The 25,229-nt window shown below is 69.0% G+C and carries 16 protein-coding genes and 1 tRNA gene; 10 read left to right on the forward strand and 7 right to left on the reverse strand.

Going from position 1 to position 25,229, the window contains the following annotated elements; translation table 11 throughout:
• Positions 1-104 precede the first annotated feature (104 nt).
• Positions 105-1,574, reverse strand: coding sequence for a glutamate synthase subunit beta (locus tag AC4HOU_RS07565; RefSeq protein ID WP_163816626.1), 1,470 nt, complete (start codon positions 1,572-1,574; stop codon positions 105-107).
• A complete protein-coding gene (gene gltB / locus AC4HOU_RS07570; RefSeq protein WP_163816624.1) occupies positions 1,567-6,216 on the reverse strand; it encodes a glutamate synthase large subunit in 4,650 nt (1,549 codons plus the stop codon). The genes AC4HOU_RS07565 and gltB overlap by 8 nt, the downstream gene beginning before the upstream one ends.
• Positions 6,217-7,294: 1,078 nt before the next feature.
• Between gltB and AC4HOU_RS07575 the strand changes: the two genes are divergently transcribed.
• Positions 7,295-9,160: a DUF4407 domain-containing protein gene (locus AC4HOU_RS07575; protein WP_490724301.1), complete on the forward strand. Its 1,866-nt coding sequence runs from the start codon at positions 7,295-7,297 to the stop codon at positions 9,158-9,160.
• Positions 9,161-9,374: 214 nt separating this feature from the next.
• Entirely contained in the window at positions 9,375-10,943 is a 1,569-nt protein-coding gene (locus AC4HOU_RS07580; protein ID WP_163816620.1) for an adenylate/guanylate cyclase domain-containing protein, read from the forward strand.
• A gap of 67 nt (positions 10,944-11,010) precedes the next feature.
• Here AC4HOU_RS07580 and AC4HOU_RS07585 read toward each other — a convergent pair whose 3' ends face one another.
• On the reverse strand, positions 11,011-12,546 hold the full coding sequence (locus AC4HOU_RS07585; RefSeq protein ID WP_490724302.1) for an MFS transporter: 1,536 nt from the start codon (positions 12,544-12,546) through the stop codon (positions 11,011-11,013).
• Between the two features lie 88 nt (positions 12,547-12,634).
• Here AC4HOU_RS07585 and AC4HOU_RS07590 point away from each other — a divergent pair, with 88 nt between their 5' ends.
• The 5 genes from AC4HOU_RS07590 (at position 12,635) to AC4HOU_RS07610 (ending at position 17,496) form a co-directional block, all read left to right on the forward strand.
• Positions 12,635-13,177 (forward strand): TetR/AcrR family transcriptional regulator, encoded by a 543-nt coding sequence (locus AC4HOU_RS07590; protein ID WP_163816616.1) that lies wholly within the window; start codon positions 12,635-12,637, stop codon positions 13,175-13,177.
• Between the two features lie 93 nt (positions 13,178-13,270).
• Positions 13,271-14,164, forward strand: coding sequence for a hypothetical protein (locus AC4HOU_RS07595; RefSeq protein ID WP_490724303.1), 894 nt, complete (start codon positions 13,271-13,273; stop codon positions 14,162-14,164).
• Positions 14,152-15,204: a DUF4129 domain-containing protein gene (locus AC4HOU_RS07600; RefSeq protein WP_194992598.1), complete on the forward strand. Its 1,053-nt coding sequence runs from the start codon at positions 14,152-14,154 to the stop codon at positions 15,202-15,204. The genes AC4HOU_RS07595 and AC4HOU_RS07600 overlap by 13 nt, the downstream gene beginning before the upstream one ends.
• Complete coding sequence (locus AC4HOU_RS07605; protein ID WP_163816612.1) at positions 15,180-16,184, forward strand: AAA family ATPase; 1,005 nt, start codon at positions 15,180-15,182, stop codon at positions 16,182-16,184. Before AC4HOU_RS07600 ends, AC4HOU_RS07605 begins: the two co-directional genes overlap by 25 nt.
• Positions 16,185-16,188: 4 nt before the next feature.
• The gene (locus AC4HOU_RS07610) at positions 16,189-17,496 is read left to right on the forward strand and encodes a DUF58 domain-containing protein (RefSeq protein ID WP_163816610.1); all 1,308 of its coding nucleotides are present in this window, start codon (positions 16,189-16,191) and stop codon (positions 17,494-17,496) included.
• 181 nt (positions 17,497-17,677) lie between these two features.
• Here AC4HOU_RS07610 and AC4HOU_RS07615 read toward each other — a convergent pair whose 3' ends face one another.
• Positions 17,678-18,484: an RDD family protein gene (locus AC4HOU_RS07615; RefSeq protein WP_163816608.1), complete on the reverse strand. Its 807-nt coding sequence runs from the start codon at positions 18,482-18,484 to the stop codon at positions 17,678-17,680.
• Positions 18,485-18,527: 43 nt separating this feature from the next.
• On the opposite strand from AC4HOU_RS07615, the gene AC4HOU_RS07620 reads away from it, so the two are divergent.
• Positions 18,528-19,520 carry a stage II sporulation protein M gene (locus AC4HOU_RS07620; protein ID WP_194990771.1) on the forward strand — a complete coding sequence of 331 codons (993 nt, stop codon included), beginning with the start codon at positions 18,528-18,530 and terminating at the stop codon, positions 19,518-19,520.
• Positions 19,521-20,207: 687 nt separating this feature from the next.
• On the opposite strand, the gene AC4HOU_RS07625 is transcribed toward AC4HOU_RS07620, so the two are convergent.
• Positions 20,208-21,608 carry a hypothetical protein gene (locus AC4HOU_RS07625; protein WP_194990770.1) on the reverse strand — a complete coding sequence of 467 codons (1,401 nt, stop codon included), beginning with the start codon at positions 21,606-21,608 and terminating at the stop codon, positions 20,208-20,210.
• A 140-nt stretch (positions 21,609-21,748) separates the two neighbouring features.
• Between AC4HOU_RS07625 and AC4HOU_RS07630 the strand changes: the two genes are divergently transcribed.
• The gene (locus AC4HOU_RS07630; protein WP_194990769.1) at positions 21,749-22,417 is read left to right on the forward strand and encodes a methyltransferase domain-containing protein; all 669 of its coding nucleotides are present in this window, start codon (positions 21,749-21,751) and stop codon (positions 22,415-22,417) included.
• A 12-nt stretch (positions 22,418-22,429) separates the two neighbouring features.
• Here AC4HOU_RS07630 and AC4HOU_RS07635 read toward each other — a convergent pair whose 3' ends face one another.
• Complete coding sequence (locus tag AC4HOU_RS07635) at positions 22,430-23,197, reverse strand: SDR family NAD(P)-dependent oxidoreductase (protein ID WP_163816601.1); 768 nt, start codon at positions 23,195-23,197, stop codon at positions 22,430-22,432.
• A 299-nt stretch (positions 23,198-23,496) separates the two neighbouring features.
• Between AC4HOU_RS07635 and AC4HOU_RS07640 the strand changes: the two genes are divergently transcribed.
• Positions 23,497-24,891, forward strand: coding sequence for an FAD-binding oxidoreductase (locus AC4HOU_RS07640; protein WP_490724304.1), 1,395 nt, complete (start codon positions 23,497-23,499; stop codon positions 24,889-24,891).
• 62 nt (positions 24,892-24,953) lie between these two features.
• Here the strand turns inward: AC4HOU_RS07640 and AC4HOU_RS07645 are convergent.
• Positions 24,954-25,036 (reverse strand) — tRNA-Leu (locus tag AC4HOU_RS07645).
• Positions 25,037-25,229 lie beyond the last annotated feature (193 nt).

A 25,229-nucleotide genomic window follows, 5' to 3' on the forward strand; every position in this document is an offset into this window, starting at 1 on the left:
ATCGGGCACCGCGCGGGATTCTTCGATCACCGGGCGAAACCCCAGAACGCAAAAAGGCGTTGTGCAGGAACATCCCGCACAACGCCTTTTCGGCTGTTATCGGCTCAGCGCTGGGCGACCATCGTCGGGGTGATGGGCGCCGGGAGGGCGGTCTCACCCTCCAGGAACGTGTCCACCGCGGACGCCGCGGCGCGGCCTTCGGCGATGGCCCACACGATCAGCGACTGGCCGCGACCCATATCGCCGGCGACGTAGACGCCGGGGATGTTGGTGGCCCAGTTCTTGTCACGCTGGACGTTGCCGCGCTGGTCGTAGCCGACGCCGAGGTCGGTGAGCAGGCCCGGCTTCTCGGGGCCGACGAAGCCCATGGCCAGCAGCACCAGATCGGCTTCGAGGGTGAAGTCGGTGCCTTCGACCTTCTCGAAGCGGCCGTTGACCATCTTCACCTCGTGCGCCTCGAGGCCGGTGACCTTGCCGTTCTTGCCGACGAAGCGTTCGGTGTTCACCGAGAACACCCGCTCGCCACCCTCCTCGTGGGCCGAGGACACCCGGTACATGAGCGGGTAGGTCGGCCACGGGGTGGAGCTGGCGCGCTCCTCCGGCGGACGCGGCATGATCTCGAACTGGTGCACGCTCTCGGCGCCCTGACGGTGCGAGGTACCGAGGCAGTCGGCGCCGGTGTCGCCACCGCCGATGATGACGACCTTCTTGCCGCGGGCGTGGATCGGCGGCAGGCCTTCGGCGTCGGTGACCGGATCGCCGTGCTGCACCCGGTTGGCCCAGGGCAGGAACTCCATCGCCTGATGGATGCCGTCCAGTTCACGACCGGGAATCGGCAGGTCGCGGGCCTGGGTGGCACCGCCGGCCAGCACGATCGCGTCGAACTGCTCGCGCAGTTCGTCGGCGGTGATGTCGACACCGACGTTCACACCGGTCTTGAAGATGGTGCCTTCGGCCTCCATCTGCGCCAGGCGGCGGTCGATGAAGCGCTTCTCCATCTTGAATTCCGGGATGCCGTAGCGCAGCAGACCACCGATGCGGTCGGCCCGCTCGAACACGGTCACGGTGTGACCGGCGCGGGTCAGCTGCTGGGCGGCGGCCAGACCGGCCGGGCCGGAACCGACGACGGCGACCTTCTTACCGGTGAGCCGGGTCGGGTACACCGGGGCGACCCAGCCCTCGTCGAAGGCGTTCTCGATGATCTCGACCTCGACCTGCTTGATGGTCACCGGGTCCTGGTTGATCCCGAGCACGCACGACGCCTCACACGGCGCCGGGCACAGCCGCCCGGTGAACTCCGGGAAGTTGTTGGTCGCGTGCAGCCGGTCGATACCGTCGCGCCAGCGGTCCTTGTAGACCAGGTCGTTCCATTCCGGAATCAGGTTGCCCAGCGGACAACCGTTGTGACAGAACGGAATACCGCAGTCCATGCACCGGCTGGCCTGACGCTGGAGGGTCTCGTGGGAGAAGTTCTCCTCGTAGACCTCTTTCCAGTCCATCAGTCGCAGCGGCACCGGACGCCGCTTGGGCAGCTCACGCGAGGTGTGCTTCAAAAATCCCTGCGCGTCACCCACGAGCAGCCTCCATAATTGCCTCGTCCACGTCCTTGCCGCTCTTCTCAGCCTCGGAGATAGCGAGCAGCACCTTCTTGTATTCGCGTGGCATAACCTTCACAAAGTGGTTCACCTGCTGCGACCAGTCACTCAGAATGCGTTCGGCCACAGCCGATCCGGTCTGGTCGCGGTGCTGCGTGATGATGTCGCGCAGCCAGGTGAAGTCGTCGCCGGACAGCGGCTCGATGGCATCGGCCTGGTCCGGGTTCACCTTCGCTTCGAAGGTGCCGTTCGGGTTGTAGACGAACGCCACACCGCCCGACATACCGGCGCCGAAGTTGCGGCCGGTCTCACCGAGGATGACGACCTTGCCGCCGGTCATGTACTCACAACCGTGATCGCCGACGCCCTCGACCACCGCGGTGGCGCCCGAGTTACGCACCGCGAACCGCTCACCCACGATGCCGTTGATGAACGCCAGGCCGCTGGTCGCGCCGAACAGGATCACGTTGCCGGCGATGATGTTCTCTTCGGCCACGAACTCCGGCGGCGCGGTGGGCGCCGGGCGGACCACGATGTGGCCGCCGGACAGGCCCTTGCCGACGTAGTCGTTGGCATCGCCCTGCACCCGCAGGGTGATACCGGCCGGGACGAACGCGCCGAAGCTGTTGCCCGCCGAACCGGTGAAGGTGATGTCGATGGTGTCGTCGGGCAGGCCGGCGCCACCGTAGAGCTTGGTCACCTCGTGGCCGAGCATGGTGCCGACCGTCCGGTTCACGTTGGTGATCTTGGTTTCGAACTTGACCGGCTTGCCGCGCTCGAGCGCATCGGCCGACTGGGCGATGAGCTCGTTGTCCAGCGCCTTGTCCAGCCCGTGGTCCTGGGTCTTGGTGCAGCGGCGGTCCTGGTACATGAACGCCGTCTCGACGTCGTCGAGGATCGGCGACAGGTCCAGCTTGGCCGCCTTCCAGTGCTGCTTGGCCTTGCTGGTGTCGAGCAGGTCGACCCGGCCGATGGCCTCGTCCAGCGTGCGGAAGCCCAGCGAGGCCAGCAGTTCGCGCACCTCTTCGGCGATGAACATGAAGAAGTTCTCGACGAATTCCGGCTTGCCGGTGAAGCGCTGGCGCAGGATCGGGTTCTGCGTGGCCACACCGACGGGGCAGGTGTCCAGATGGCACACCCGCATCATGATGCAGCCGGAGACCACCAGCGGCGCGGTGGCGAAGCCGTACTCCTCGGCGCCGAGCAGCGCGGCGATCATCACGTCGCGGCCGGTCTTCATCTGGCCGTCGACCTGCACCACGATGCGGTCGCGCAGACCGTTGAGCAGCAGCGTCTGCTGGGTCTCGGCCAGGCCGAGCTCCCAGGGACCGCCCGCGTGCTTGAGCGAGGTGAGCGGCGAGGCGCCGGTGCCACCGTCGTGGCCGGAGATCAGCACCACATCGGCGTGCGCCTTGGACACACCGGCGGCGACGGTGCCGACGCCGGGCTCGGCGACCAGTTTCACGTGAATCCGCGCCTGCGGATTCGCGTTCTTCAGGTCGTGGATCAGCTGGGCCAGATCCTCGATCGAGTAGATGTCGTGGTGCGGCGGCGGCGAGATCAGGCCGACACCGGGCGTGGAGTGCCGCACCTCGGCGACCCACGGGTACACCTTGTGCGCGGGCAGCTGACCGCCCTCACCGGGCTTGGCGCCCTGGGCCATCTTGATCTGGATGTCGGTGCAGTTGGTCAGGTAGTGCGCGGTGACACCGAAACGACCCGAGGCCACCTGCTTGATCGCGCTGCGGCGCCAGTCGCCGTTCTCCTCGACCTCGAACCGAGCCGGATGCTCGCCGCCCTCACCGGAGTTGGAGCGGCCACCGAGCCGGTTCATCGCGATGGCGAGGGTCTCGTGCGATTCGGCGGAGATGGAGCCGTAGCTCATCGCACCGGTGGAGAACCGCTTGACGATCTCGCTGGCGGGCTCGACCTCGTCGATCGAGATCGGCGCGCGCTCGCCGGACTTGAACTTGAACAGGCCGCGCAGCGAGGCCAGCCGCTCGGACTGGTCGTCGACCAGCTTGGTGTACTCCTTGAAGATCGAGTACTGCCCGGTGCGGGTGGAGTGCTGCAGCTTGAACACGGTGTCCGGGTTGAACAGGTGGTACTCACCCTCGCGCCGCCACTGGTATTCACCGCCGACCTCGAGCTCGCGGTGCGCGCGCTCGGTGCGGTTCTCCAGGAACGCGATCCGGTGCCTGGCCGCGACCTCGTCGGCGATGTCGTCGAGGCCGATACCGCCCAGGTGCGAGCGCAGACCGGTGAAGTACTCGTCGACCAGGCCCTGATCCAGGCCGATCACCTGGAACAGCTGGGCGCCGTTGTAGGAGGCCAGGGTGGAGATGCCCATCTTGGACATCACCTTCAGCACACCCTTGCTCGCGGCCTTGTTGTAGTTGGCCACGGCCTTGCGGAAATCGGCGGCGTGATCGCCGGTGCTGCCCGGCAGCTCCAGCGCGCCGCGCTCCATCATGTCCTCGATGGACTCGAAGGCCATGTACGGGTTGATGGCCGCCGCGCCGAAGCCGACGAGCATCGCCATGTGGTGCACCTCGCGGGCGTCACCGGCCTCGACGACCAGCCCGACCATGGTGCGGGTGCGCTCGCGGACCAGATGGTGATGCACCGACGAGGTGAGCAGCAGCGACGGGATCGGCGCCAGCTTCTCGTTGGACTCACGGTCGGACAGCACGATGATGCGGGCGCCGCCGTCGATGGCGGCCGAGACCTGGGTGTTGATGGCGGCCAGCGCCCTGCGCAGACCCTCGCCGCCCTCGGCGACCGGGTACAGGCCGCGCACGACCACCGAACGCAGATCGGGGTGCGAGCCGTCGTCGTTGATGTGCACGAGCTTGGCCAGCTCGTCGTTGTCCAGGATCGGCTGCTCGATGGCGATCTGCTTACAGGATTCCGGGCTCGGATGCAGCAGGTCGGCCTCCGGACCGATATTGCGCTTGAGGCTGGTGACCACCTCTTCCCGGATCGCGTCCAGCGGCGGGTTGGTGACCTGCGCGAACAGCTGGGAGAAGTAGTCGAACAGCAGCCGCGACCGGCTCGACAGCACCGCGATCGGGGTGTCGGTGCCCATCGAACCGAGCGCCTCACCGCCGGTCTTGGCCATCGGCGCGATCAGCAGGTTCAGTTCCTCGGTGGTGTAGCCGAAGATCTGCTGCCGGATCAGCACCCGGTCGTGCGACATGTGCACATGCGGGCGGTCGGGCAGATCGGCCAGCCGGCTCACGCCCGCGTCCAGCCATTCCTGGTACGGGTGCTCGGAGGCGAGCTGATCCTTGAGCTCGTCGTCGCCGACGATGCGGCCCTGCGCGGTGTCGACCAGGAACATGCGGCCGGGCTGCAGGCGGACCTTCTTGATCACCTTGGCCGGATCGATGTCGAGCACGCCGACCTCGGAGGCCATGACGACGAGGCCGTCGTCGGTGACCCAGATGCGGCTGGGGCGCAGGCCGTTGCGGTCGAGCACCGCACCGATGACGGTGCCGTCGGAGAAGCACACCGACGCCGGGCCGTCCCACGGCTCCATCAGCATCGAGTGGTACTCGTAGAACGCGCGTCGCTTCGCGTCCATGGTCTCGTTGCGTTCCCAGGCCTCGGGAATCATCATCAGCACCGCGTGCGGCAGGCTGCGACCGCCCAGGTGCAGCAGCTCGAGCACCTCGTCGAAGCGGGCGGTGTCGCTGGCGCCGGGGGTGCAGACCGGGAAGATCTTCTCCAGCCGGTTCTTGCCCGCGGAGTCGGTGCCGAAGACATCGGAGCGCAGCAGCGCCTCACGCGCGCGCATCCAGTTCTCGTTACCGCTGACGGTGTTGATCTCACCGTTGTGCGCGACCCGGCGGAACGGGTGGGCCAGCGGCCAGGACGGGAAGGTGTTGGTGGAGAAGCGCGAGTGCACGATGCCGAGCGCCGACTCCACCCGGTCGTCCTGCAGGTCGAGGTAGAACGCCCGCAGCTGCGGGGTGGTGAACATGCCCTTGTAGACGAAGGTCTGCCCGGACAGGCTCGGGAAGTACACCGACTCGCGGCCGACCGCGCCCTCACCGGCGCCGGACTTGCCGAGCTCGCGCTCGACCCGCTTGCGGATGACGTAGGCACGACGCTCCAGGTCCATCCCGGACAGCTGCTCGCCGTCGGCGGGGGAACCGATGAAGATCTGCCGGAAGGTCGGCATGGCATCGCGCGAGAGTGCGCCGAGCGAGGACTCGTCGATCGGCACCTCACGCCAGCCGAGGACGGCGAGGCCCTCTTCCTTGACGATCTTGTCCACGCCGTACGCGGCGACGGCGGCTTCGCGACGGGCCTGCGGCAGGAAGGCGATACCGGTGGCGTAGGAGCCCTCCGGCGGCAGCTCGAAGTCGACCACGGCACGGAAGAACCGGTCCGGCACCTGGATCAGGATGCCTGCGCCGTCACCACTGTTGGGCTCGGCGCCCGCGGCACCACGGTGCTCCAGGTTCAACAAGGCGGTGATGGCCTTGTCGACGATGTCACGGCTGCGGCGGCCGTGCATGTCCACGACGAAGGCGACGCCACACGCGTCGTGCTCGTTCGCCGGGTCGTAGAGACCGATGGGTCCAGGTGACCTGTGGCCAGGAAGTTGCGTCATGCCTCTGCCTTCAAGAAAGTCGGCCCTCGATTCGGGCGGCCGTCGAAGACGGCCTGTCGAACGCCTCCGTCAAGACTGCGCCGGTACCTTCGGGAAGCCAGCCGCGCTGATGGTTCCCTGTATCCGATTCGCGGCGCTCGCCGCTGGGTGCAGTCACGTCTCTAGTTGTCCACCCGCTCCTGTTATGCAGTAGGGGTGCTCGGTGGTAACGGAACGCTTACGTGTTCCTTACCGCCGCGCGGGGTTGTGCCCGCTACGCTCGGCACCGGGTCAGGGTGCCTGTACGGGCGTTCGGGCACCGAACATTCTGTGTTCGGCGTAAGAGCAAACGATAAGTCAGGTCCCGAGCCCAACCAACTTAGGTTTCGCTAATAACCAGGTCTAGCTGGGCTTCTTCATTCAGGTCCTCCACGTGTGCGCGTCGTCCAGTGTAAAGCAGCATCCGGGCACTGATCGATCCCGTTCCGTGCAGGTCGGAGGGGGTTGTCAGGGGGCTTTCCGGAGGGTGACCGAGCGCGCCATTGCGCTCGAACACCCGCTTTCACCTGCATCGAAGCAGATTTCCCCGCGCCGGAGCCGGACAAACCATTCGTGGTGCGGCTAACCATTGCGCGGGCCGATGAGATATTTCCGACAGCGTTGTGACGAGCACAGAACATGATCCGACCGTCCGGCCTGTTTTACCCGATGTGCGCTTCAGCACACTTGCAGCAAACGGCGCCCGAGTGGTCTTCGACACATCTGATCGTGGTCTCGGCCGCGTGTGACGCCGGTCCGGATCTCGTTGCGGCAGCGCGGTCTTCGGCACATAGGGCGCTACCTGCGGCATCGGATCCGCGCGCGCGGCGGTCCGCCCCGCCGATCTCCGCCGTCGGCGACATCGACGCCTGCTGTGAGGCTGACCACATCGCCCGCTCCGCGCTCGGTGGATCGGCAGATCGCCTGTCACGCTGTGACAACGAATCCGTGACACTTTCGCCACGCGCGGGCGATCGCCGTGGCAGTCGAGAAGCGAGCTGCGCGCGAACATCGGGGCCAAGCGCGACAAGGACTCGGACATAGAGGATGTGGGAATCCCATGACCGTCATCGGCATGCTCACCTGGCTCGGCGGGGACAGGGCCGGCGCCCGGCCTGATATCGACGACAGCCGAGAACACAGTGCATACGCGCTCACCGGCGCGGTGGTCGTGCTGTTCGCGGTGGTCGCGGGAGCGGTCACCGGTGCGGCGGGTGCGGCGTCGGGATGGCCTGCCTTCGGTGTGATCGCGGCGGCGGTGATCGTCGTGCTGCTGGCGGGCGCCATCGGCAAGGCGCTGGCCACGGTCGACCCGGAAACCGTGCTGCGCCGCGACGGCGAGACCGGCGACCGGCGCGGTTCGATCGGGCGGGTGGTCGTGGCCGCACTGACCGGGGTGCTGCTGGCGGAACTGGCCTCGACCCTGCTGTTCGGCGGCACCGTCGACCGGCTGCTGGACGAACGCGCAGCGGCCGCGGCGGCCTCGGTGCCGTCCGTGCGCGACGCCCGCGCCGATCTCGACCGGGCCCGCGCCGACCGTTCCAACCTGAACCAGACGATCGCGCAGGCGCAGGCCGATATCGACAAGGCCCTCATCACCGCGCGCTGCGAATACAACCCCACCCCGGAATGCCCGCAGACCCGGATCACCGGCGTCCCCGGGCGCGGACCGGAATCACAGACCGCCGACGACATGCTCGCCGACGCCCGCGCCAAGCACGCCGCCGCGCTGGACCGGATCGCACCACTCGACCAGGCCGTCACCGATGCGCAGGTGCGCGTCGACGCCGCCGAGACCGCCGCCCTCGCCGCCGCCGACCGTGGACTCGGCGCGCGCTGGGTCGCCATGCACGACCACACCACCGCCCACGCCGGCGCCCTGCTGCTGCGGCTGCTGACGGCGACCGCGTTCGTGCTGCTCGCGCTGCTGCCGCTGATCCTGCGACGCTGGCGCGGGGAAACCGCGCAGGACCGGCGGCTGGCCGCCGACACCATCCGGGACCGGGCCGAGCGGACCGCCGATGCCGCCATCGCGGTGAAGCGAGCCGAAGTGCGCACCGAGGCCGAGCGGTTGCGCGCCGATCAACAGCTCACCGCCGCCCGGCTGGCCGTCGAGGCCGATACCGCCATCGACCGGGAACGCCAGCGCACCCGCGTCATCGCCGCCATCGGCGGCCTGGAGATCGGCATCACCGAACCCCCGCGCCGGGCCGTCGGCGCGGGCGCGACCGCCGAACTACCGGCCGGAACTCCGGCCGCCGACCGAAAGGACCCCACCGTGTCGCACGACGGGATCGCCACCCCGACGAATCTGCCCGCCCCGGTCGGCGCGAACGCGATCACCCCGGCACCGGGCCCCCTCGCCCCCGCGGTGCCGACGGCAGCGCCCGACCGGTCCGAACGCTCCGGTGCAGGTGGCGGACTGGAGTTTCCGCTGATCGGTCAGGTGCCGTTCACCGACACCGCCGCCCGCTGGATCCGCCCGCTGGTCCCCTCCTTCGTCGCCAACGCCATCGATACAGCGACCCATCCGCTGCGTACCGCGCGCCAGGCGTTCGAAGAGGTCGAGGAGATCACCTTCACGCTGCGCCGCACCCGCAAGGTCACCGTCGACTCCGAAGACTCGGCCGCCCAAGCCGCCCCGCAGGTGGGCTACCAGGTGCCGCCCGGGTACCAGCTGACGCCGGGCACGCCGGAGTACTGGCACGCTCAGCGCATCGCCGCCGCGGCCGTCGACCCCCAGGTGCCGCACTACTACCCGACCACCGACCCCCGCTACTCCACCGATCCGCGCTACTCGGCACTGCCGCAGGCCTCGGCCTCCGGGTACGGGCTGCCGTCCGCCACCCACGATGAACTGCCCGGCCGGCAGAGCCCGGAGCTGCCCGGACCGTCGGGCCCGCGTGAACTGCCGCCCGGTCGCTGAGCACCGTCCGCCCCGGACCCGAGCCGTGGCCGCGAGCACACGCCCGAACCGACGGTGGCCTCGGGGGCGAACTATGAGAGCCCGGCAGCGGCGGCGCCGTTCATCGGGCGGATCCGGGGCGGTTCACAACGGGACGGGGGCGCACTTGTCCGGTCTCACCGCCGACGGCGCCGACCGGCCTGGCGGGCGCGCACCAGCGCATACGCTGCCAACCATGCCCGATAGCCAGCTCACGCCCGAAGCCTTCGGTTCCAAACCGTGGGGTTCGCGACTGCTCGGGCCCGCAGATGAGAAGTCCGGGATCCGGCGGGTGCGGATTCAGCTGCTACTGACGATTCCCTTGATCGGGGCCAACCTGATCGGGATCGCGGTGGCGATCGTGCTGATCGGGTTCGTGCTGCCGGGGCCGACCATCTTCACCCTGCGGCTGCTGCCGCTCAATGCGATCGCCGCGCCGCTGTATGCGGTGCTGGCGGTGGTCGTCGGCCTGCTGTGGGGAACGGTATCGGGGCTGCGGACATTGCGCTGGGCGACCGATCCCGAACATGTGCCCACCGAGGCCGAACAGCGCGCGGCCGTGCGGGTGCCGCGGCGGTTGGTGCGCCAGCAGGCATGGCTGTGGTTCGGCGGTGCCGTGGTGCTGAGCCTGCTCTACGGGCTCGCCGATCCGGCATTGATCCCGAAGATCGTGCTCGGCATCGGGTTCAGCGCGATCGTGGTGTGCGCCAACAGCTATCTGATCGCGGAGTTCGCGTTGCGTTCGGTGACGGCGCGGGTGCTCGACGCCGCTCCGGGGCAGGTCATCCACAGCATCGGCGTCTTCGGGCGGACCATGCTGATGTGGTTGCTCGGTTCGGCCGTCCCGGTGGCGCTGTCGATGGTGGTGGCGCTGTTGTCGCTGACCGGTTTCGACGTCAGCACCGAACGCATGGCGGTCTGCGTACTGACCCTCGGCGGCGCCACTTTGATATTCGGGATGCTGTTGATGATGCAGGCCTCGGCCGCGACGGTGGCGCCGATCCGCGGGGTGCGCCGGGCGCTGCGGCAGGTGGAGGGCGGCGACCTGAATGTGGCGGTCACCGTCTACGACGGCACCGAATTGGGCGAGCTGCAAAGCGGATTCAACCGGATGGTGCACGGGCTGCGGGAACGTGAACAGATCCGCGACCTGTTCGGCAGGCACGTCGGCCACGAGGTCGCGGTCGCCGCCATCGGCAGCAATCCGCAATTGGGTGGCCAGGAATGCGAGGCGGCGGCGCTGTTCATCGACATCATCGGTTCCACCACCCTGACCGCGACCCGCCCCGCCGCCGAGATCGTCGCCATCCTCAACGAGTTCTTCGCCATCGTGGTCGACGAGGTGGAACGCCACGGCGGGCTGGTCAACAAATTCGAAGGTGATGCGGCGCTGGCGATTTTCGGCGCCCCGGCACCGCTGCCCGATGCGGCGGGCTCGGCCCTGGCGTGTGCTCGCGCCATCCGCGTCCGGCTCGACGCGCACTCCTCCGACTTCTCCGCCGCCATCGGGGTGGCCGCGGGGCGGGTGGTCGCAGGCAATGTGGGCGCGCATCAGCGCTATGAGTTCACCGTCATCGGTGATGCGGTGAACGAGGCCGCGCGCCTGTGCGAGCTGGCCAAACAGGATCCGGGGCTGCTGCTGAGTTCGGCATCCACCGTCGCCTCCGCCGATGCCGAGGAGGCAGCGCAGTGGAAGCTGGGCGAGTCGGTGACGTTGCGCGGCCGTACTCAGCGCACCGAACTCGCCCGGCCCCGGACGAAGTGAGCGCGACCGGTCGGACAGGACGCTCACCACGTCACCCGATGAGCGGTTCAGCGCGACGACTCCCCCGTCAGCTCCGCGCGGCCCGCGAGCGGAACGCAAGTACCGCCGCCACCAGCAGGATGCCCGCGATGCCGACCGAGGCCAGGTGAATGCCGGTGACGAACGATTCGTGTGCCGACGTCAGCAGCGCCGAGCCGGCCGCCTCCGGTAGCTGCCGCGCCAGTTCCGCCGCACCGCCCAGCGATTCGGCGGCCGCGCCGGACGCCTCCGACGGCAGCGCCGCCAGGTCGAGCCCATTGCGGAACACCGCCATCACCGCGCTGCCGAGCAGCGCCACACCGAGCGCGATACCGGTTTCGTAGGCGGTCTCGGAAATCGCCGCCGCCGCACCGGCCCGCTCGACCGGAGCCGAGCTGACCACCAGATCCGACGACACCGTCAGCGCGATGCCGACGCCGGTGCCGATCAGGCCGAAGCCGAGCACGAACGGCACGATCCCGGTCGCGGCGTCGGCGGTCAGCCAGCAGAACAGCGCCGCACCGACCGCCGCCACGGCCAGTGATCCACCGAGCACCGCGGTCGGCCGCCAGCGCTGCACGAGTACGGCGGCCAGCAGCGAGCCGACGACGCTTGCCGCGAGCCCCGGCAGGAGCAGCAATCCCGCCTGCATCGGCGAGCGGCCGAGCACCAGTTGCAGGTACTGCGAGCCGAAGAACAGCACGCCGGCCAGCGCGAAGACCGCGAGCAGGTTGGTCAGCACCGCCGTGCGGAACTGCGGCACCGCGAACAGTCGCAGGTCGAGCATGGGCTGTTCGATGGTGCGCTGCCTGCGCACGAACAGCACGCCCGCGACAACGCCGACCACACCGGCGACCATCGGCACCGCGCGCACACCGTGCGCCGCGAATTCCTTGACCGCGTACACGAACGGCACCAGCGCCAGCATCGACAGCACCGCGCTGGGGATGTCGAAGCGGCCCGGGTTCGGGTCCTTCGATTCCGGGATGAGCAGCGGTCCGAGCGCGACCAACACCAGCATCACCGGCAGGTTCGCCAGGAACACCGAACCCCACCAGTAGTGCTCGAGCAGCCAGCCGCCCAGCAGCGGACCCGCCGCGGCGCCACCACCGGCCATGGCACCCCAGACCGCGATGGCGAAGGTGCGCTGACGCGGGTCGAGGAACATCGCGCGGATCAGGCCGAGGGTGGCAGGCATCAGGGTCGCGCCGGTGATGCCCTGCAGTACGCGAGCGGCGATCAGCATCTCCGGGCTGACCGACCAGGCCGCGAGCAGCGAGGCGAGCCCGAAGCCCGCCGCGCCGATCAGCAGCAGCTTGCGCCGGCCGATCCGGTCGCCGAGGTTGCCCATCACCACCAGTAGGCCGGCGAGCACGAACGAGTAGACGTCGATGATCCACAGCAGCTGGGTGGTGCTCGGCGCCAGATCGGCGCTGATGGCGGGCACCGCGATATCGAGGACGGTCGCGTCGACCGCGAGCAGCAGCAGGGCAAGGGCCAGCACGGCCAGGCCGATCCAGTCCCGGGTGGTGGCGCGGGGTGGGGTGTCGCGCAGGTCGGGGCCGATCCCGGTGGTGATGTCCATGATCCTTCTCGACTTCCGTCGTTCGTGATTCTTACCGTCCAGACGGTATAGTACCGAACATTACCGTCCAGCCGGTATAGTGAATTCCGTGACAACCACCACCCGCGACCGCATCCTGGACGCCCTGGAAACACTGGTGCTGGACAAGGGCATGTCCCAGGTGACCCTGGAGAACGTCGCCGCCACCGCCGGCGTCTCGAAGGGCGGGCTGCTCTACCACTTCAAGAGCAAGGACGCCCTGCTCGCGGGACTGGTCCGGCGGCTCACCGAACGGGCCCGCACCCAACTGGAAGATTCGGTGGCCGCGGGCGGTTCGGTGGCGCAGTGGTATCTCCAGATCCCGAACCCCGACTCCGCCGACGAAGCACTCGAGCTCGAGCTGTACCGATCGATGCTGGCCACCATGCGCACCGTCGACGCCAATGCGGGCCCGGAGGCCGACGCCGTCCAGCAGGCCTTGGCCGAGATGATGACCTCCTGGTCCGACGGCCTGGACGACGAGATCGACGATCCGGTGCGCGCGGACCTGATCCGCCTGGTCGGCGACGGGGTCTACCTGCGCGCCCTGCTCGGCCTGCCCTCGATCGACCCGGAGCGCTATCGGCGCGTGGTCGACCATCTGCTGCGCTGAAGGCGCCCGGCGCACCCGGCCCCGACGGCATCGCCCGCGCTGCACCGCGTCATCGGCGGGCTCGGCGCTCGCCGACCGGTTACACTCGGCCGCGTGCCACCAGCCGAAACGGCCGGTGCCGTCGGGGCGGGGAACGATCCGGTACCGGGGACTCTCGGAACGACGGTGCCGATCCGTCCGATGACCTTCCGCGAACTGCTCGATACGCCGTTCGCGCTCATCCAGTCGGCCATCCGGCCGCTGGCCGGGTTCGGTGCGACGCTGCTCATCGCGGCCGAACTCGTCATCGCCGGTGTGACGGCCGGCGTCGCGCGGCTGTCCGATGACGACGATGCCGCGGTCGCGTGGGCGGTGGTGGTCAGCACCCTGGTCTGCCTCTGGCTGGTCCGCATCGCGCTGCGCGGGCTCACCACCGCGATCGGCACCGGTGTGATCGCGGGCGCGCCCATCGACTGGCGCACCGCGCTGCGGCGTTCCGGGGCGCGGCTGGGCCCGCAACTGGTGTTCGGATCGCTGTTCACGCTGGTCGGCGTCGCGGTGCTCGGGCTGGGCACCGTGCTCATCATCGGGCTGCCATTCGCCCTGCTGTGGCTGGGCTGGCTGCGTGCCAATCGTTTCGTTGCGGTGCCGGTGATCTTCGCCGAAGGTGCGAACCATCGGACCGCGGTGGCGCGCTCGAAATTGCTCATCGCGGGAGCCCAGTGGCCGACGGTATGGCTGTGGCTGTGTCTGCGCGCGCTGCTGTTGCTGACGGCCTTGCCGCTGCTCGGTATCCCGTGGTTCCTCTCCGATTTCTCCGGCACCCATCGTTGGGCGGTCATCGTCCTGACCACCTCGGCGGTGCTGCTGATCGTCGCGTTCGGTGAGATCGTCGAATCCGCCACCAGGGTGGTGGTCTACGTGGACCGCCGCTGCCGGCGCGAAGGCATGGACATCCGGCTGCCCGCTCCCGCGCCGGTCGCCCAGGGGGTGCGATGGCCGAGCTGAACACCCCCGACAACGGCTCGGCGCCGCAACCACCTCGGCTCGGCTCGGCCGCCGAGCACCGCGCCGCCGCCGACTCCGCGCTCGAGCGCCGCGATTACGACTCCGCCCTGCGGGAACGCTTCCGCGCCACCCTGCGCGGGCTCGAACAGCGCGGCCTGCTCGACGTCCGCCGATCCCGTACCGCCGCCGAGACCGCGGACGAGGTCACAACCGCGGCGGCCCCGGTGCAGCATGCCGACGAATTCCGGCCCGCCGCACACAGTTTCGACGAGGTCGTCTACGGCGGCAGGCATGCGACCGAGGACGAGTACCGCAGGCTCGAATTCGTCGATCAATTCTCCGCGGCCGCGCCGGCACCGGCGGCCGAACCCCGCGAAGTCGACGCCGCCGAACGCACCTCACGTACCCGCCGGAGCCTGCCGCCGCTGCCGGATCTGCTGCGCGACCCGAAGTTCTGGGCCACCCTCGCCGGCATCGCGGTGCTGATTCTGCTGCTGTGGGCGGCACTGCAATCGTGCGGCGCGCCCGACGCTCCCCCGCCACCGCAGCCGCCGGACATTCCGCCGGACCTGCCAGAACCCGACTACCCCGAGGACGTCGACCCCGACTTCGGCTCCGGATCGGATTCCATCTTCGAACGCCTGCCCGCGCCCGTCGCCTTCGGCGGCCTGCAGTTCCTCATCGCGGGGGCTCTGCTGGTGTGGTGGCGGGCGCGACGGCGCGGCGCGCTGGTCGGGGAACCGCGCCCGGTCGAAGTCACCGCCAATGAGCTGCTCGCCGGGCAGGCAGCGCTGTACCGGCTGTCGAAGGACCACGAATACGTCGCGGCGAAACTGCGTGCGGCCACCCTGCGCCGGGTGCGTTCGCCGCTCGGGATCACCGCCGATACCGCGCCGGATCAGGTGGCAGCCGCACTCACCGCACGCACCGGTGCGGACCCGAACTGGGTGTACACCGCGCTCTACGGGCCGGTACCCGATGAACACACCTTGGAAATGGTTGCCGCGCAACTCGAATGGATCGAAGCGGAGGTCTCGTGACCAGCATTGACACCAGCAAGGCGCCGAGCGCCGAGGAGGCGGCGGCCGCGTTCGCGGCGCTGCGCACCGAGATCGGTAAGGCGGTGGTCGGCAACGACAACGCCATCATGTATCTGGTGCTCGCGCTGCTGTGCCGCGGCCACGTGCTGCTCGAAGGCGTTCCGGGCGTGGCGAAGACGCTGCTGGTGCGTGCACTGGCCACCGCATTGGATCTGGAGCATTCCCGGGTGCAGTTCACCCCGGATCTGATGCCGGGTGACGTCACCGGCTCGCAGATCTACGACCCGCACACCACCGAATTCACCTTCCGCTCCGGCCCGGTGTTCACCAACCTGCTGCTGGCCGACGAGATCAACCGCACGCCGCCGAAGACTCAGTCCGCGCTGCTGGAGTCGATGGAGGAACGCCAGGTCTCTGTCGACGGGACCCCGCGCCCGCTGCCGGATCCGTTCGTGGTGGTCGCCACCCAGAATCCGATCGAACAGGAAGGCACCTATCCGCTGCCCGAGGCGCAGCTGGACCGCTTCCTGTTCAAGGTCGACATCCAGCTGCCCGAACGCGACGACGAATTCCGCATCCTGCAACGGCATGCCGGCGGTTTCGATCCGCGCGATCTGGCCGCGGCCGGTCTGCGCCCGGTAGCCGGTCCGGCGCATATCGCCGCGGGGCGGGCCGCGATCGGCACCGTCACGATCAGCCCCGAGGTGCTGGCCTACATCGTCGACATCTGCCGAGCCACCCGGGCGGCCCCGGCCGTGCAGCACGGCGCCTCCACCCGCGGCGCGACCGCGCTGATGGCGGCGGCCAGGGCGTTCGCCTGGTTGAACGGACGCGGCTTCGTTACCCCGGACGACGTGAAAACCGTTGCGGTGGCGGTGCTGCGGCATCGGATGCAGCTGCGCCCGGAGGCCGAGCTGGACGGGGTGAGCGCCGAAGGCGTCGTGCGGTCGCTACTGCTCGCGGTCCCGGTTCCGGTGTAGGCCCGTGGTCGTCACCGGTCGGTTGTTCGCCGTCGCCGTGGCGGCGGCGCTGGTGGTCACCTTCGTGCTGCCGTCCTGGTTCGGCGTCGCCGTGCTGAGCGCGCTGCTGGCGGTGGCGGTGCTCGTCGATCTCGGTGCGGCCGGTAGCGCCGCCGCGCTGACCTTGACCAGAGATCCGCTGACGGTGGTGCGGCTCGGACGCAGCACCGACGTGGAGCTCGTGGTGACCAACACCGGCCCGCGCACCGTCCGCGGTGTGCTGTGGGACGACTGGCCCGGCAGCGCGCACGCCGCCGGTCGCACCCACCGGCTCGCCGTCGAGCCGGGCACCCGCACCCGCTACCGCACCACCCTCACCCCCACCCGGCGCGGTGATCGGGTCGCCGGGCCGATCACGGTACGCGTCATCGGCCCGCTGGGCCTGGCCGGACGGCAGACTCGGCACACGGTGCCCGCCCGGGTCCGTGCGCTGCCGCCGTTCCGCAGCGAGAAACTGCTGCGCTCGAAGGTCAAACGACTGCAGCATCTCGAGGGCCGCACGGTGGCGAACATGCGCGGGCAGGGCACCGAATTCGATTCCTTCCGCGAATATGTCGCCGGCGACGACGTGCGCGCGATCGACTGGCGCGCCACCGCTCGCGCCGCCGACGTCCTGGTGCGCACCTGGCGCCCGGAACGCAACCGGCACATGCTCATGCTGCTCGACACCGGCCGCGTCAGCGCCGGACGGGTAGGCACCGGCGGTGCGGACGGCACCCGGCTGGATGCGAGCATCGAGGCGGCGTTGTTGTTGGGCGGGCTGGCCGCCGCGGCCGGCGATTCGGTCGATCTGCTCGCCTTCGACCGTCAGGTGCGCGCGGAGGTGCGCGGCATCGGCGGCAGACGGCTGCAATCGAAGCTGATGCACGCCCTGGCCGGGGTGACGCCGGCGCTGGTCGATACCGATACCGCCGCCCTGGTGCGCGCCGCCATCGACCGCACCCGGCGGCGCAGCCTGATCGTCTGGTTCACCACTCTCGACGGCGCCGCGGTGCAGGAGAATCTGATGCCGGTGCTCCCGGTGCTCGCCCATCGTCATCGGGTGCTGATCGTCTCGGTCACCGACCCGGAGGTCGCCGCGGCCGCCACCCGCCGCGACACTCCCGGCGAGCTCTACGGGGCGGCAGCGGCCGAATCGCTACTCGCCGAACGCGCGCTGGTGCGGGAATCGCTGCGCCGCAGCGGAATCGACGTGGTAGCGGCGGAGCCGGCGAAATTGCCGGAAGCGCTCGCCGACGAGTACCTGGAGCTGAAACAGTCCGGAGGGCTGTAGACCACCGGCCCGCGCGATCGGTGGGGCTCTTCGGCCGCACCGTCGCGTGCGCTGGACGGGGCTCCTCGACGCCCCCCACCGCCGGGTCCGGAGATACCTTTCGCCCGCATATGAGCGACAGAATTCCGAGTTGTCGCTCAAAGCCGGGCGAAAGGTGTTTGCCGGTAGCGTCGCGATCCGCTCACGTTCGGGCGACGGCAGGTTTTGTCGCCCACCCGAGGACCGCTGGTGCCGCGACCGGCGCCGCCAGCGCGCGACGCTGCCGTTCGGCCATGACGCTGCCGAGAATCTGGGGTGCCGGGTAATCGCCGGGGCGGGTGATGCCGAGGCGCGCGCAGACGGCGTCGGTGAGGGCATTGCCGAGTTCGACCTGTGCTGCCGGGGTGAGGGTGCGCAGCCGGGTCAGGTACTGACGGACTGCCAGCGCCAGATCGTCGGGCAGCGGGCTCGGATCGAGTCGGGTGGCCCACTCGGCGAGCCAGGGCGGCGGTACGGCGAGCGCCGGGATCGGCAGCCGCTGCTGCCCGTGGACGACGACCGTGCCCGCGAGCACATCGCCGACGCGGCGCGCGTTGGGCGAGCACAGCGAGCTGATCATAGCTATGGCGCCGAACCCGCCGAGCATCCAGAAATCGACGATCGCGCCGGCCAGGCCGCGGGTCAGCGCGTGCCGGAAATCGATCGGGCCGCCGTCGGCGCGCACCACGCGCAACCCGAAGATCAGCTTGCCGAGGGTGCGCCCGCGGCTGAGGGTTTCGCAGGCCACCGGATAGCCGACCAGCACCGTGACCACGGTGACGAGCACCGCCGTGGCCAGCCACGCGGAGTCGAGTTCGCTCGGCAGCAGGAGCGAGACGACGCCCAGCATCAGCGTCCAGCCCAGGATCAGCTGCATGATCACGTCGACGAGGAACGCCGCCGCCCTGGTGGGGATGCGCGCGATGGGCAGCTCCAGGGCCACTGCTTCGCCGGTGGTGAACTCAGCCATGTCGCCTAGCATTCTTCCCAGAGCGGGAGTGGGAGGCAACCGAATGGACGTGGACGCATACAGCTACGCGCATCGCGGGTCCTGGAACCGGCTGGACTTCCTGGCCCGCAAGGGCACCCTCACCGGCGCCGAGGCCGACGAGCTTGTCGCGCTGTATCGGCGCACCTCGCAGCAGCTGGCCCGGTTACAGACCCATAGCCCGGATCCGGAATTGGTGGCTGGGCTGAGCGCGGTACTGGCGCGGGCGCGCGCGAAGGTGCTCGGCACCAGGGCCGACACCTGGTCGGAGGTCGGCCGCTTCTTCACCCACCGCTTCCCCGCCGCCGTGTATCGCGCGTGGCCGTGGTGGGTGTCGGTGGGCGCGGTGTTCCTGCTGGTCTCGGGTGGGATCGCGGGCTGGGTGGCCGAGTTCGATTCGGCGCGTTCGGTTCTCGGCATTCCAGCCGATACCCGCGCGGTCACCGCGCCCGGTGGCGCGTTCGAGACCTACTACTCCGAGCATCCGAACGAGGCGTTCGCCGCGCAGGTGTGGACCAATAACGCTTGGGTGTCGGCGATCGCGCTGTTCACCGGGGTGTTGATCCTGCCCGCGCTGTATCTGCTGTTCATGAACGCGCTCAATCTCGGTGTCACGGCGGGATTGATGGCCGAGGCCGGGCGCTTGGAATCGTTCTTCGGGTTCATCCTTCCGCACGGCACGCTCGAGCTGACGGCGGTCTTCGTCGCGGGTGGCGCGGGCCTGAAACTCGGCTGGACGCTGATCGATCCGGGGCGGTCGAGCCGGTTGGAGGCGGTGGCGCGGCAGGGCAGGACCACCGCCACGATTGCGCTAGGGCTGGTCGGCGTGCTGCTGGTGGCGGGCCTGCTGGAAGGTTTCGTGACCCCGAGCGGCCTGCCCGCGCCGGTGCGGATCGCGATCGGGTTCGCGGCCGAGGCGCTGTTTCTGCTGTACGTGTTCGGTGCGGGCCGGCGGGCAGTGCTGGAACGGGACCGTTCTGAAACCGACCAGACGGTAGCTATCGCGACGGATCGGTGACGGTAGCCATCGCCGAGCACACGGTGAGCGATCACGGCTCTGGCAACCGTTGGCAACGCCGGGAATCGGATCGGTGAAGAACTCCCCCATTTGAGTTCCGCTGGCCGCAGCGAGTCGTGCTCAGCTGCGGCCAGCGTTGCCGTCGACTCTACACAATCGTTATGCCCACGCAACCCTCTGCGCGGCCGCTGAGCGTATAAAGCAGACCGCCCGCAAACCCATGTGAAGTCCTCGTTTTTCACGGTTCCAGCTAACTCACAGCGGCCGATGTGAATCGCGATTTGGTCCTTTCATCTGCAATTGCATTTCGTTTTTCGAGGTCACGGACTCGCTACGGCCGGACACCCCCAGGCGATTAGCCACGCCTACCCGCTCACTACCGGTCGGTACTCACAAGATGGCCCGCTACCTGGGGATTCAGTGTGGATAATGGGGATAGCTGAATGAAGCGTGGCGAGAAAGCGACCGCAGGTTTGTTTATCACGGAACAAACACGATCGGCATCATGCAGAGGGCGACCTACATGTACCAATACACAGTTAACCGGCAGGTTATCCGGTCGCCGCAATGCGATCAGCGCACTCGACGGCGGGCTCGGATCAGCACCATCGGAGTTACTGAAATCCGTAGTGTGATCTTCGCCTCATCAGAGGTTTAAACGGGTGAATCGGACAGATCCGGCGGCCGTCAGCCCACCCGGACGATCCCCGTGACGGTGCCCTGTAAGAGCTTGCCGCTCTTGGTGATCAACGCCGACATCTGCAACGGATCACCGACGATCGTCGGAGGCAGCACACTGTTCGCCAGTACGCCACCGGTTTCCGGGTCGATCACCGTCAACGCGTAACCATCCAGCGGCGTCGTGGTCGGCAGCCCGATCCGCGACACGGTGTACACCAGGCCGTCCGCGGTCGACAGATGCGGTACCGCCGCGCTGCGCACCGGGCTGTCCCACACTGTGCGGCAACCGTTGTCGTCCACATCGACTCGGGTGAGGCCGCCGGCGAACGGCGCCGTCGGCGGCACCGCGGGACCCGCCCCCTCGGGCACGGCCGGATACGGGTAGCCGTAGGTGCTCGCGACGAACACCGACCGGCCGATCCCGATCGGCGAATTCTCGCTGCCCGCACCGTCTTCGGTCAGCACCGGCCGAGTGCAGACCAACTCCCCGCTGCCGGTGCGGAAGACCAGCAGCCGGACCCGGCCCTCGGCGTTGTCGACGATGGTGAGGTACTCGGCGCCGGTCCGCGGGCCGAAATAGGTGGGGGTGGAACCGGTCCCCCAGCTCAGCTGCCCCGGTTTGCGCGCCGGACCACGCTCATAGGGCGCGCGCCACAACACCTCCGGACCCGAACCACTTGCCCGCAGCTCGTAGAGCGCATGCGTGGTGGCCACCGCGACCCGCCCGCTCGGCGCCGCCGAGATGCTGTTGGCCACCTGCTCGCCGCCGGGCAGCGCGATCGCCGCCACCGCCCCTGCGGGCCGCACGAAGCCGACCACCCCGCCGCCGGCGGCGAACCAGACATTGCCGGACCAATCCGGCACCAGCCCGGTCACGTTGTCACCCGCCGGAATCGAGCCCGCCAGCGGCACGGAGGCGTCGACCGTGAGTTGCCAGCGTCCGGATTCGGTGCGGCCGTGCCCGATTCGCAGCAGATCCCGGTTACCGTCCACCACCACCAGACGGTCGGCGTTGTCGAGGTAGGCGTACACACCGCCGAGCAGACTGCCCTTGACCAGCGTCAGCGAGGCCAGCGGCAGGCCGACCGGTGACTGCGGGTCGATCAGGAACACCGTCGGCTCGCGCCCGGCGACCGTGGTGCACAACGCCACCACCAGACCGTCGTTGCCCTGCAACAGGGTCGGGCAGGCGGCGGCCAGCGGATAGATCGTCACCGCGTGCTTGCCGGTGCCCGGACCCGCCAGCGGTGTCGCGTCCGACGAGCCGGCGTCGCCGTGCATGGTCGCGGTGCCGAGCGGTCCCAGATGCGGATTGGGCGGCGCGAGTGGGCCCCAGACCGGTGCGGCGCTCGCGCTGCCCGCACTCATCAGGACACAGGTGGCGAGCAGGGCCAGTGGTGCGCGCATGGCGACCGCCTTTCGTTCGACATTTCCGTCCTATTGGAGACGCTGACGCAAATGCGCCGCCTGCTCGGCGGCCGGCCGTGACCGCGCCAGAACAGTATTGCCGCACCGGCACTCACGCCCGGCGCCGATACCATGGCCGCATGAGTGGGCTTCGTGACCGCATCCTGTCGACCGTCGCCGGACAGCTCGGTAATCCGCACGGCCTGCTCGGCAAGGTGGTCGCGCCGATGTTGGATCGCGGCAACGGTCGCGCCGTCGCGGCGGCCGTCGACGCCGCTCTCGAGCCGGACGACACCGCCGGACAACCGCTCGGCGCACCGGCTGTCGCCGATATCGGTTTCGGCGGCGGCATCGGCCTGAAGAAGCTGCTGGGCCGGGTGGGTGCGGACGGCATCGTGCACGGCATCGAGATCTCCGCCGACATGCTCGATCGGGCCCGATCCGGTTTCGCCGCCGATATCGCCGCGGGCCGGCTGCGGCTGGCCGAGGGTTCGCTCACCGCGCTGCCACTCGACACCGACAGCCTCGATGCCGCGATCACGTGCAACACCGTCTACTTCGTCGACGACCTGCCCGCCGCCTGCGCCGAACTGGCGCGGGTGGTCCGCCCCGGGGGCAGGCTCGTGATCGGCATCGGCGATCCCGATGCGATGAGGAAGTTGCCGTTCACCGGCTACGGATTCACCCTTCGCCCGGTCGCCGAGGTGATCGACACGCTGCGCGCGGCCGGCTGCGCGGTCGAGCACCGGCGGATCCCCAACCCGCCGATCCCGTTCCATCTGCTGATCGCCCGGCCCGCCGCGTCCTGATCGCACCGGCGCTCACATGAGGGCGCCGCCGTCGACCCGCAGCTCTGTGCCCGTCATATAGCGGCCGTCGTCGGAGGCGACCATGGCGACGACGCCGGCGATGTCCTCCGGGCTGCCGAGTGCGCCGCCGTTGAGCCAGCCGGTGAGCCGCGCGAACAGGCTCGGATCGAAACCCTCCGGCTGCTCCAGGATCGATTTGGTGGTGATCCCGCTGGTGATCCCCGCCGGCACGATGTTCACCGCGCGCAGGCCCTGCTTGGCGTATTCGAGCGCGATGGCATGGGTGAAGCTGGCCACGCCGCCCTTGGAGGCCGCGTAGGCGGCCAGATAGGGCGAACCCTGGAACGCCGCGGTCGACGACAGGTTCACCACCACGCCGCGTCCGGAATCGAGCAGGGCGGGCAGCGCGGCCTGGGTCATCAGGAAGGTGCCGGTGAGGTTCACCCGGATCACCGTGTCCCAGGCGTCGAGCGGCATTTCGTGCGTGCGGGCCGGTCGCAGGATGCCTGCGGAGTTCACCAGCACATCGAGCCCACCGAGGTACTCGAGGGCGGTCTCGGTGCCGGTGCGGACCGAGTCCTGATCGGCGATGTCGAGCCGCACCGTCCGCAGCCGGTCGGCGGCGTCGCCTGCCTTGTCCGCGGTGGCGGCCAGGCCGGGCTCGTCGATATCGACGGCGACCAGCTGGGCGCCCTCATCGAGCAGTCGCAAAGCGATGCCCTGTCCGATACCCGATCCGGCACCTGTCACCACCACCCGGCGGCCGTCAAATCTGCGCATGCCATGAATTAGAACAGGTTCTCATTGTCGGTCAAGCCTGTTCAACGAATTCCGCGGCAACACAATGCAACGCGTTCCACGAGTCAGAGGCCGGCTGCCAGGGGTCTTCACCGCGCCGACCGAGGATTGCGGGACGACCGTGCTGAACCACGTGCCGACGTGGCGCGTATCACCTGACAGCGCGCAGCAGGCGCGGCAGCGGAGCCCACCACGTTTCAGGTGGGTGGGGGTCGGTATGAGCCGGCGGCGGTGCCGGGCTCCGGAATCAGTGGGGCGGGGCCACATGGGCGGAGAAAGCTATGACACAGACAATGCACACCGATCTGGGCGCATTGCGTTCGAAGATCAGCGGGCCGGTGTTCGGTCCCGGCGAGGCGGGCTACGACACCGCCCGCTCCCTCTGGAACGGCGATATCGATAGGCACCCGGCCGCGATCGCCGGCTGCCTGTCCGCCGAAGACGTCTCCGCGGCGCTGTCCTTCGGCCGCGAGCGCGATCTCGAGATCGCCGTCCGCGGCGGCGGCCATGCCTTCAGCGGCTCCTCGTGCGTCGACGACGGGCTGATGATCAACCTCAGCGCGATGAACAAGGTCGTGGTCGATCCGGAGAAGGAAATCGCCAGCGTCGGCGGCGGCGCGACGATGGCCGATATGGATGCCGCCACCCAGGCCCACGGCCTGGCGGTACCCGCGGGCACCATCAGCCACACCGGCGTGGGCGGGCTGACCCTCGGCGGCGGGATGGGCTGGCTCACCCACAGCTTCGGACTCACCATCGACAACCTGGTCGCCGCACAGGTAGTGCTGGCCGACGGCAGCATCGTGCGTGCCTCGGACCAGGAGAATGCCGACCTGTTCTGGGGCCTGCGTGGTGGCGGCGGCAATTTCGGCGTGGTCACCGAGTTCGAATTCCGGCTGCACCGGCTCGGGCCCGAGATCCATTTCGGACTGTTCTTCTGGGACCGCGCCGCGGGCGCCGACATGCTGCGGATGTGCCGCGAGTTCCTCCCGACCCTGCCCGAGCGGGCGGGCGCGCTGATGGGACTCGGCCTGAGCGCACCGCCGGAGCCGTTCGTGCCGGAGCAATACCACCTGATGCCGGGCTATGCCCTGCTGGTGGCCGGTTTCGGCACCGCCGCCGAACATGCCCGGATGGTCGCGCCGATCCGTGACGCGCTGCCGCCGCTGTTCGAATTCGTCACACCCATGCCCTACACGGCATTGCAGAGCCTGCTCGACAACGCCGCGCCCTGGGGCATCTACGGCTATGAGAAGGCCGTGGATATAGACGACATCTCCGACGAGGCGATCGCGGTCATCACCGATGCCATTCCGAAGAAGGCCTCGCCGATGTCGTTCATGCCGTGCTTCTGCCTGGACGGCGCGTTCGCCGCGGTCGCCGCCGATGACACCGCCTTCGGCGGGGCGCGCACGCCGCATTACGTCTGCAATATCGCCGCCGTCGCCCCCGACCCGGAGCTGCTGGCCGGAGATCGGCAGTGGGCCAGGCAGACGTGGTCCGCGCTCGGGCCGTTGTCGTCGAACCCTGGCAGCTATATCAACTTCATGGCCGAACCCGATGAGGAGCTGATCCGTAGGTCCTACGGTGCGAAGTACGCGAGGCTGGCCGCGCTCAAGGCGCAGTACGACCCGGGCAATGTGCTGCACCGCAACGCCAATATCAAGCCGGCCTGACCCGGAAACGAGAAAAGCCGCAGATCAGATTGTCCATCTGATCTGCGGCTTTCCCGCATCTGTGGGCGAAGGGGGACTTGAACCCCCACGTCCCGAAGGACACTGGCACCTGAAGCCAGCGCGTCTGCCATTCCGCCACTCGCCCGAGCGACTGGGAGACAGTATCACGGAGCCCGCCCGGATACGAAATCGCGGTCCACCCCCGGCGACGACCCGCGGGAACCCGGCGCGAGTTCCATCAGTTACAGGTGTAGACGATCGCGGATATCATGCAAAGAACGTGCTCGTTGAACGACACGCCACGTCCGCGTGTCGTCGTTGCGAATGAGGAGACATCT

The sequence above is a fragment of the Nocardia sp. JCM 38205 genome (assembly GCF_058222935.1).

What these genes read in the sequence shown, in the direction of transcription:
- gltB (WP_163816624.1), bottom strand. Translation starts at nt 6,216, where the DNA reads ATGACGCAACTTCCTGGCCACAGGTCACCTGGACCCATCGGTCTCTAC.
- AC4HOU_RS07575 (WP_490724301.1), top strand. Translation starts at nt 7,295, where the DNA reads ATGACCGTCATCGGCATGCTCACCTGGCTCGGCGGGGACAGGGCCGGC.
- AC4HOU_RS07580 (WP_163816620.1), top strand. Translation starts at nt 9,375, where the DNA reads ATGCCCGATAGCCAGCTCACGCCCGAAGCCTTCGGTTCCAAACCGTGG.
- AC4HOU_RS07585 (WP_490724302.1), bottom strand. Translation starts at nt 12,546, where the DNA reads ATGGACATCACCACCGGGATCGGCCCCGACCTGCGCGACACCCCACCC.
- AC4HOU_RS07600 (WP_194992598.1), top strand. Translation starts at nt 14,152, where the DNA reads ATGGCCGAGCTGAACACCCCCGACAACGGCTCGGCGCCGCAACCACCT.
- AC4HOU_RS07605 (WP_163816612.1), top strand. Translation starts at nt 15,180, where the DNA reads ATGGATCGAAGCGGAGGTCTCGTGACCAGCATTGACACCAGCAAGGCG.
- AC4HOU_RS07615 (WP_163816608.1), bottom strand. Translation starts at nt 18,484, where the DNA reads ATGGCTGAGTTCACCACCGGCGAAGCAGTGGCCCTGGAGCTGCCCATC.
- AC4HOU_RS07620 (WP_194990771.1), top strand. Translation starts at nt 18,528, where the DNA reads ATGGACGTGGACGCATACAGCTACGCGCATCGCGGGTCCTGGAACCGG.
- AC4HOU_RS07625 (WP_194990770.1), bottom strand. Translation starts at nt 21,608, where the DNA reads ATGCGCGCACCACTGGCCCTGCTCGCCACCTGTGTCCTGATGAGTGCG.
- AC4HOU_RS07630 (WP_194990769.1), top strand. Translation starts at nt 21,749, where the DNA reads ATGAGTGGGCTTCGTGACCGCATCCTGTCGACCGTCGCCGGACAGCTC.
- AC4HOU_RS07635 (WP_163816601.1), bottom strand. Translation starts at nt 23,197, where the DNA reads ATGCGCAGATTTGACGGCCGCCGGGTGGTGGTGACAGGTGCCGGATCG.
- AC4HOU_RS07640 (WP_490724304.1), top strand. Translation starts at nt 23,497, where the DNA reads ATGACACAGACAATGCACACCGATCTGGGCGCATTGCGTTCGAAGATC.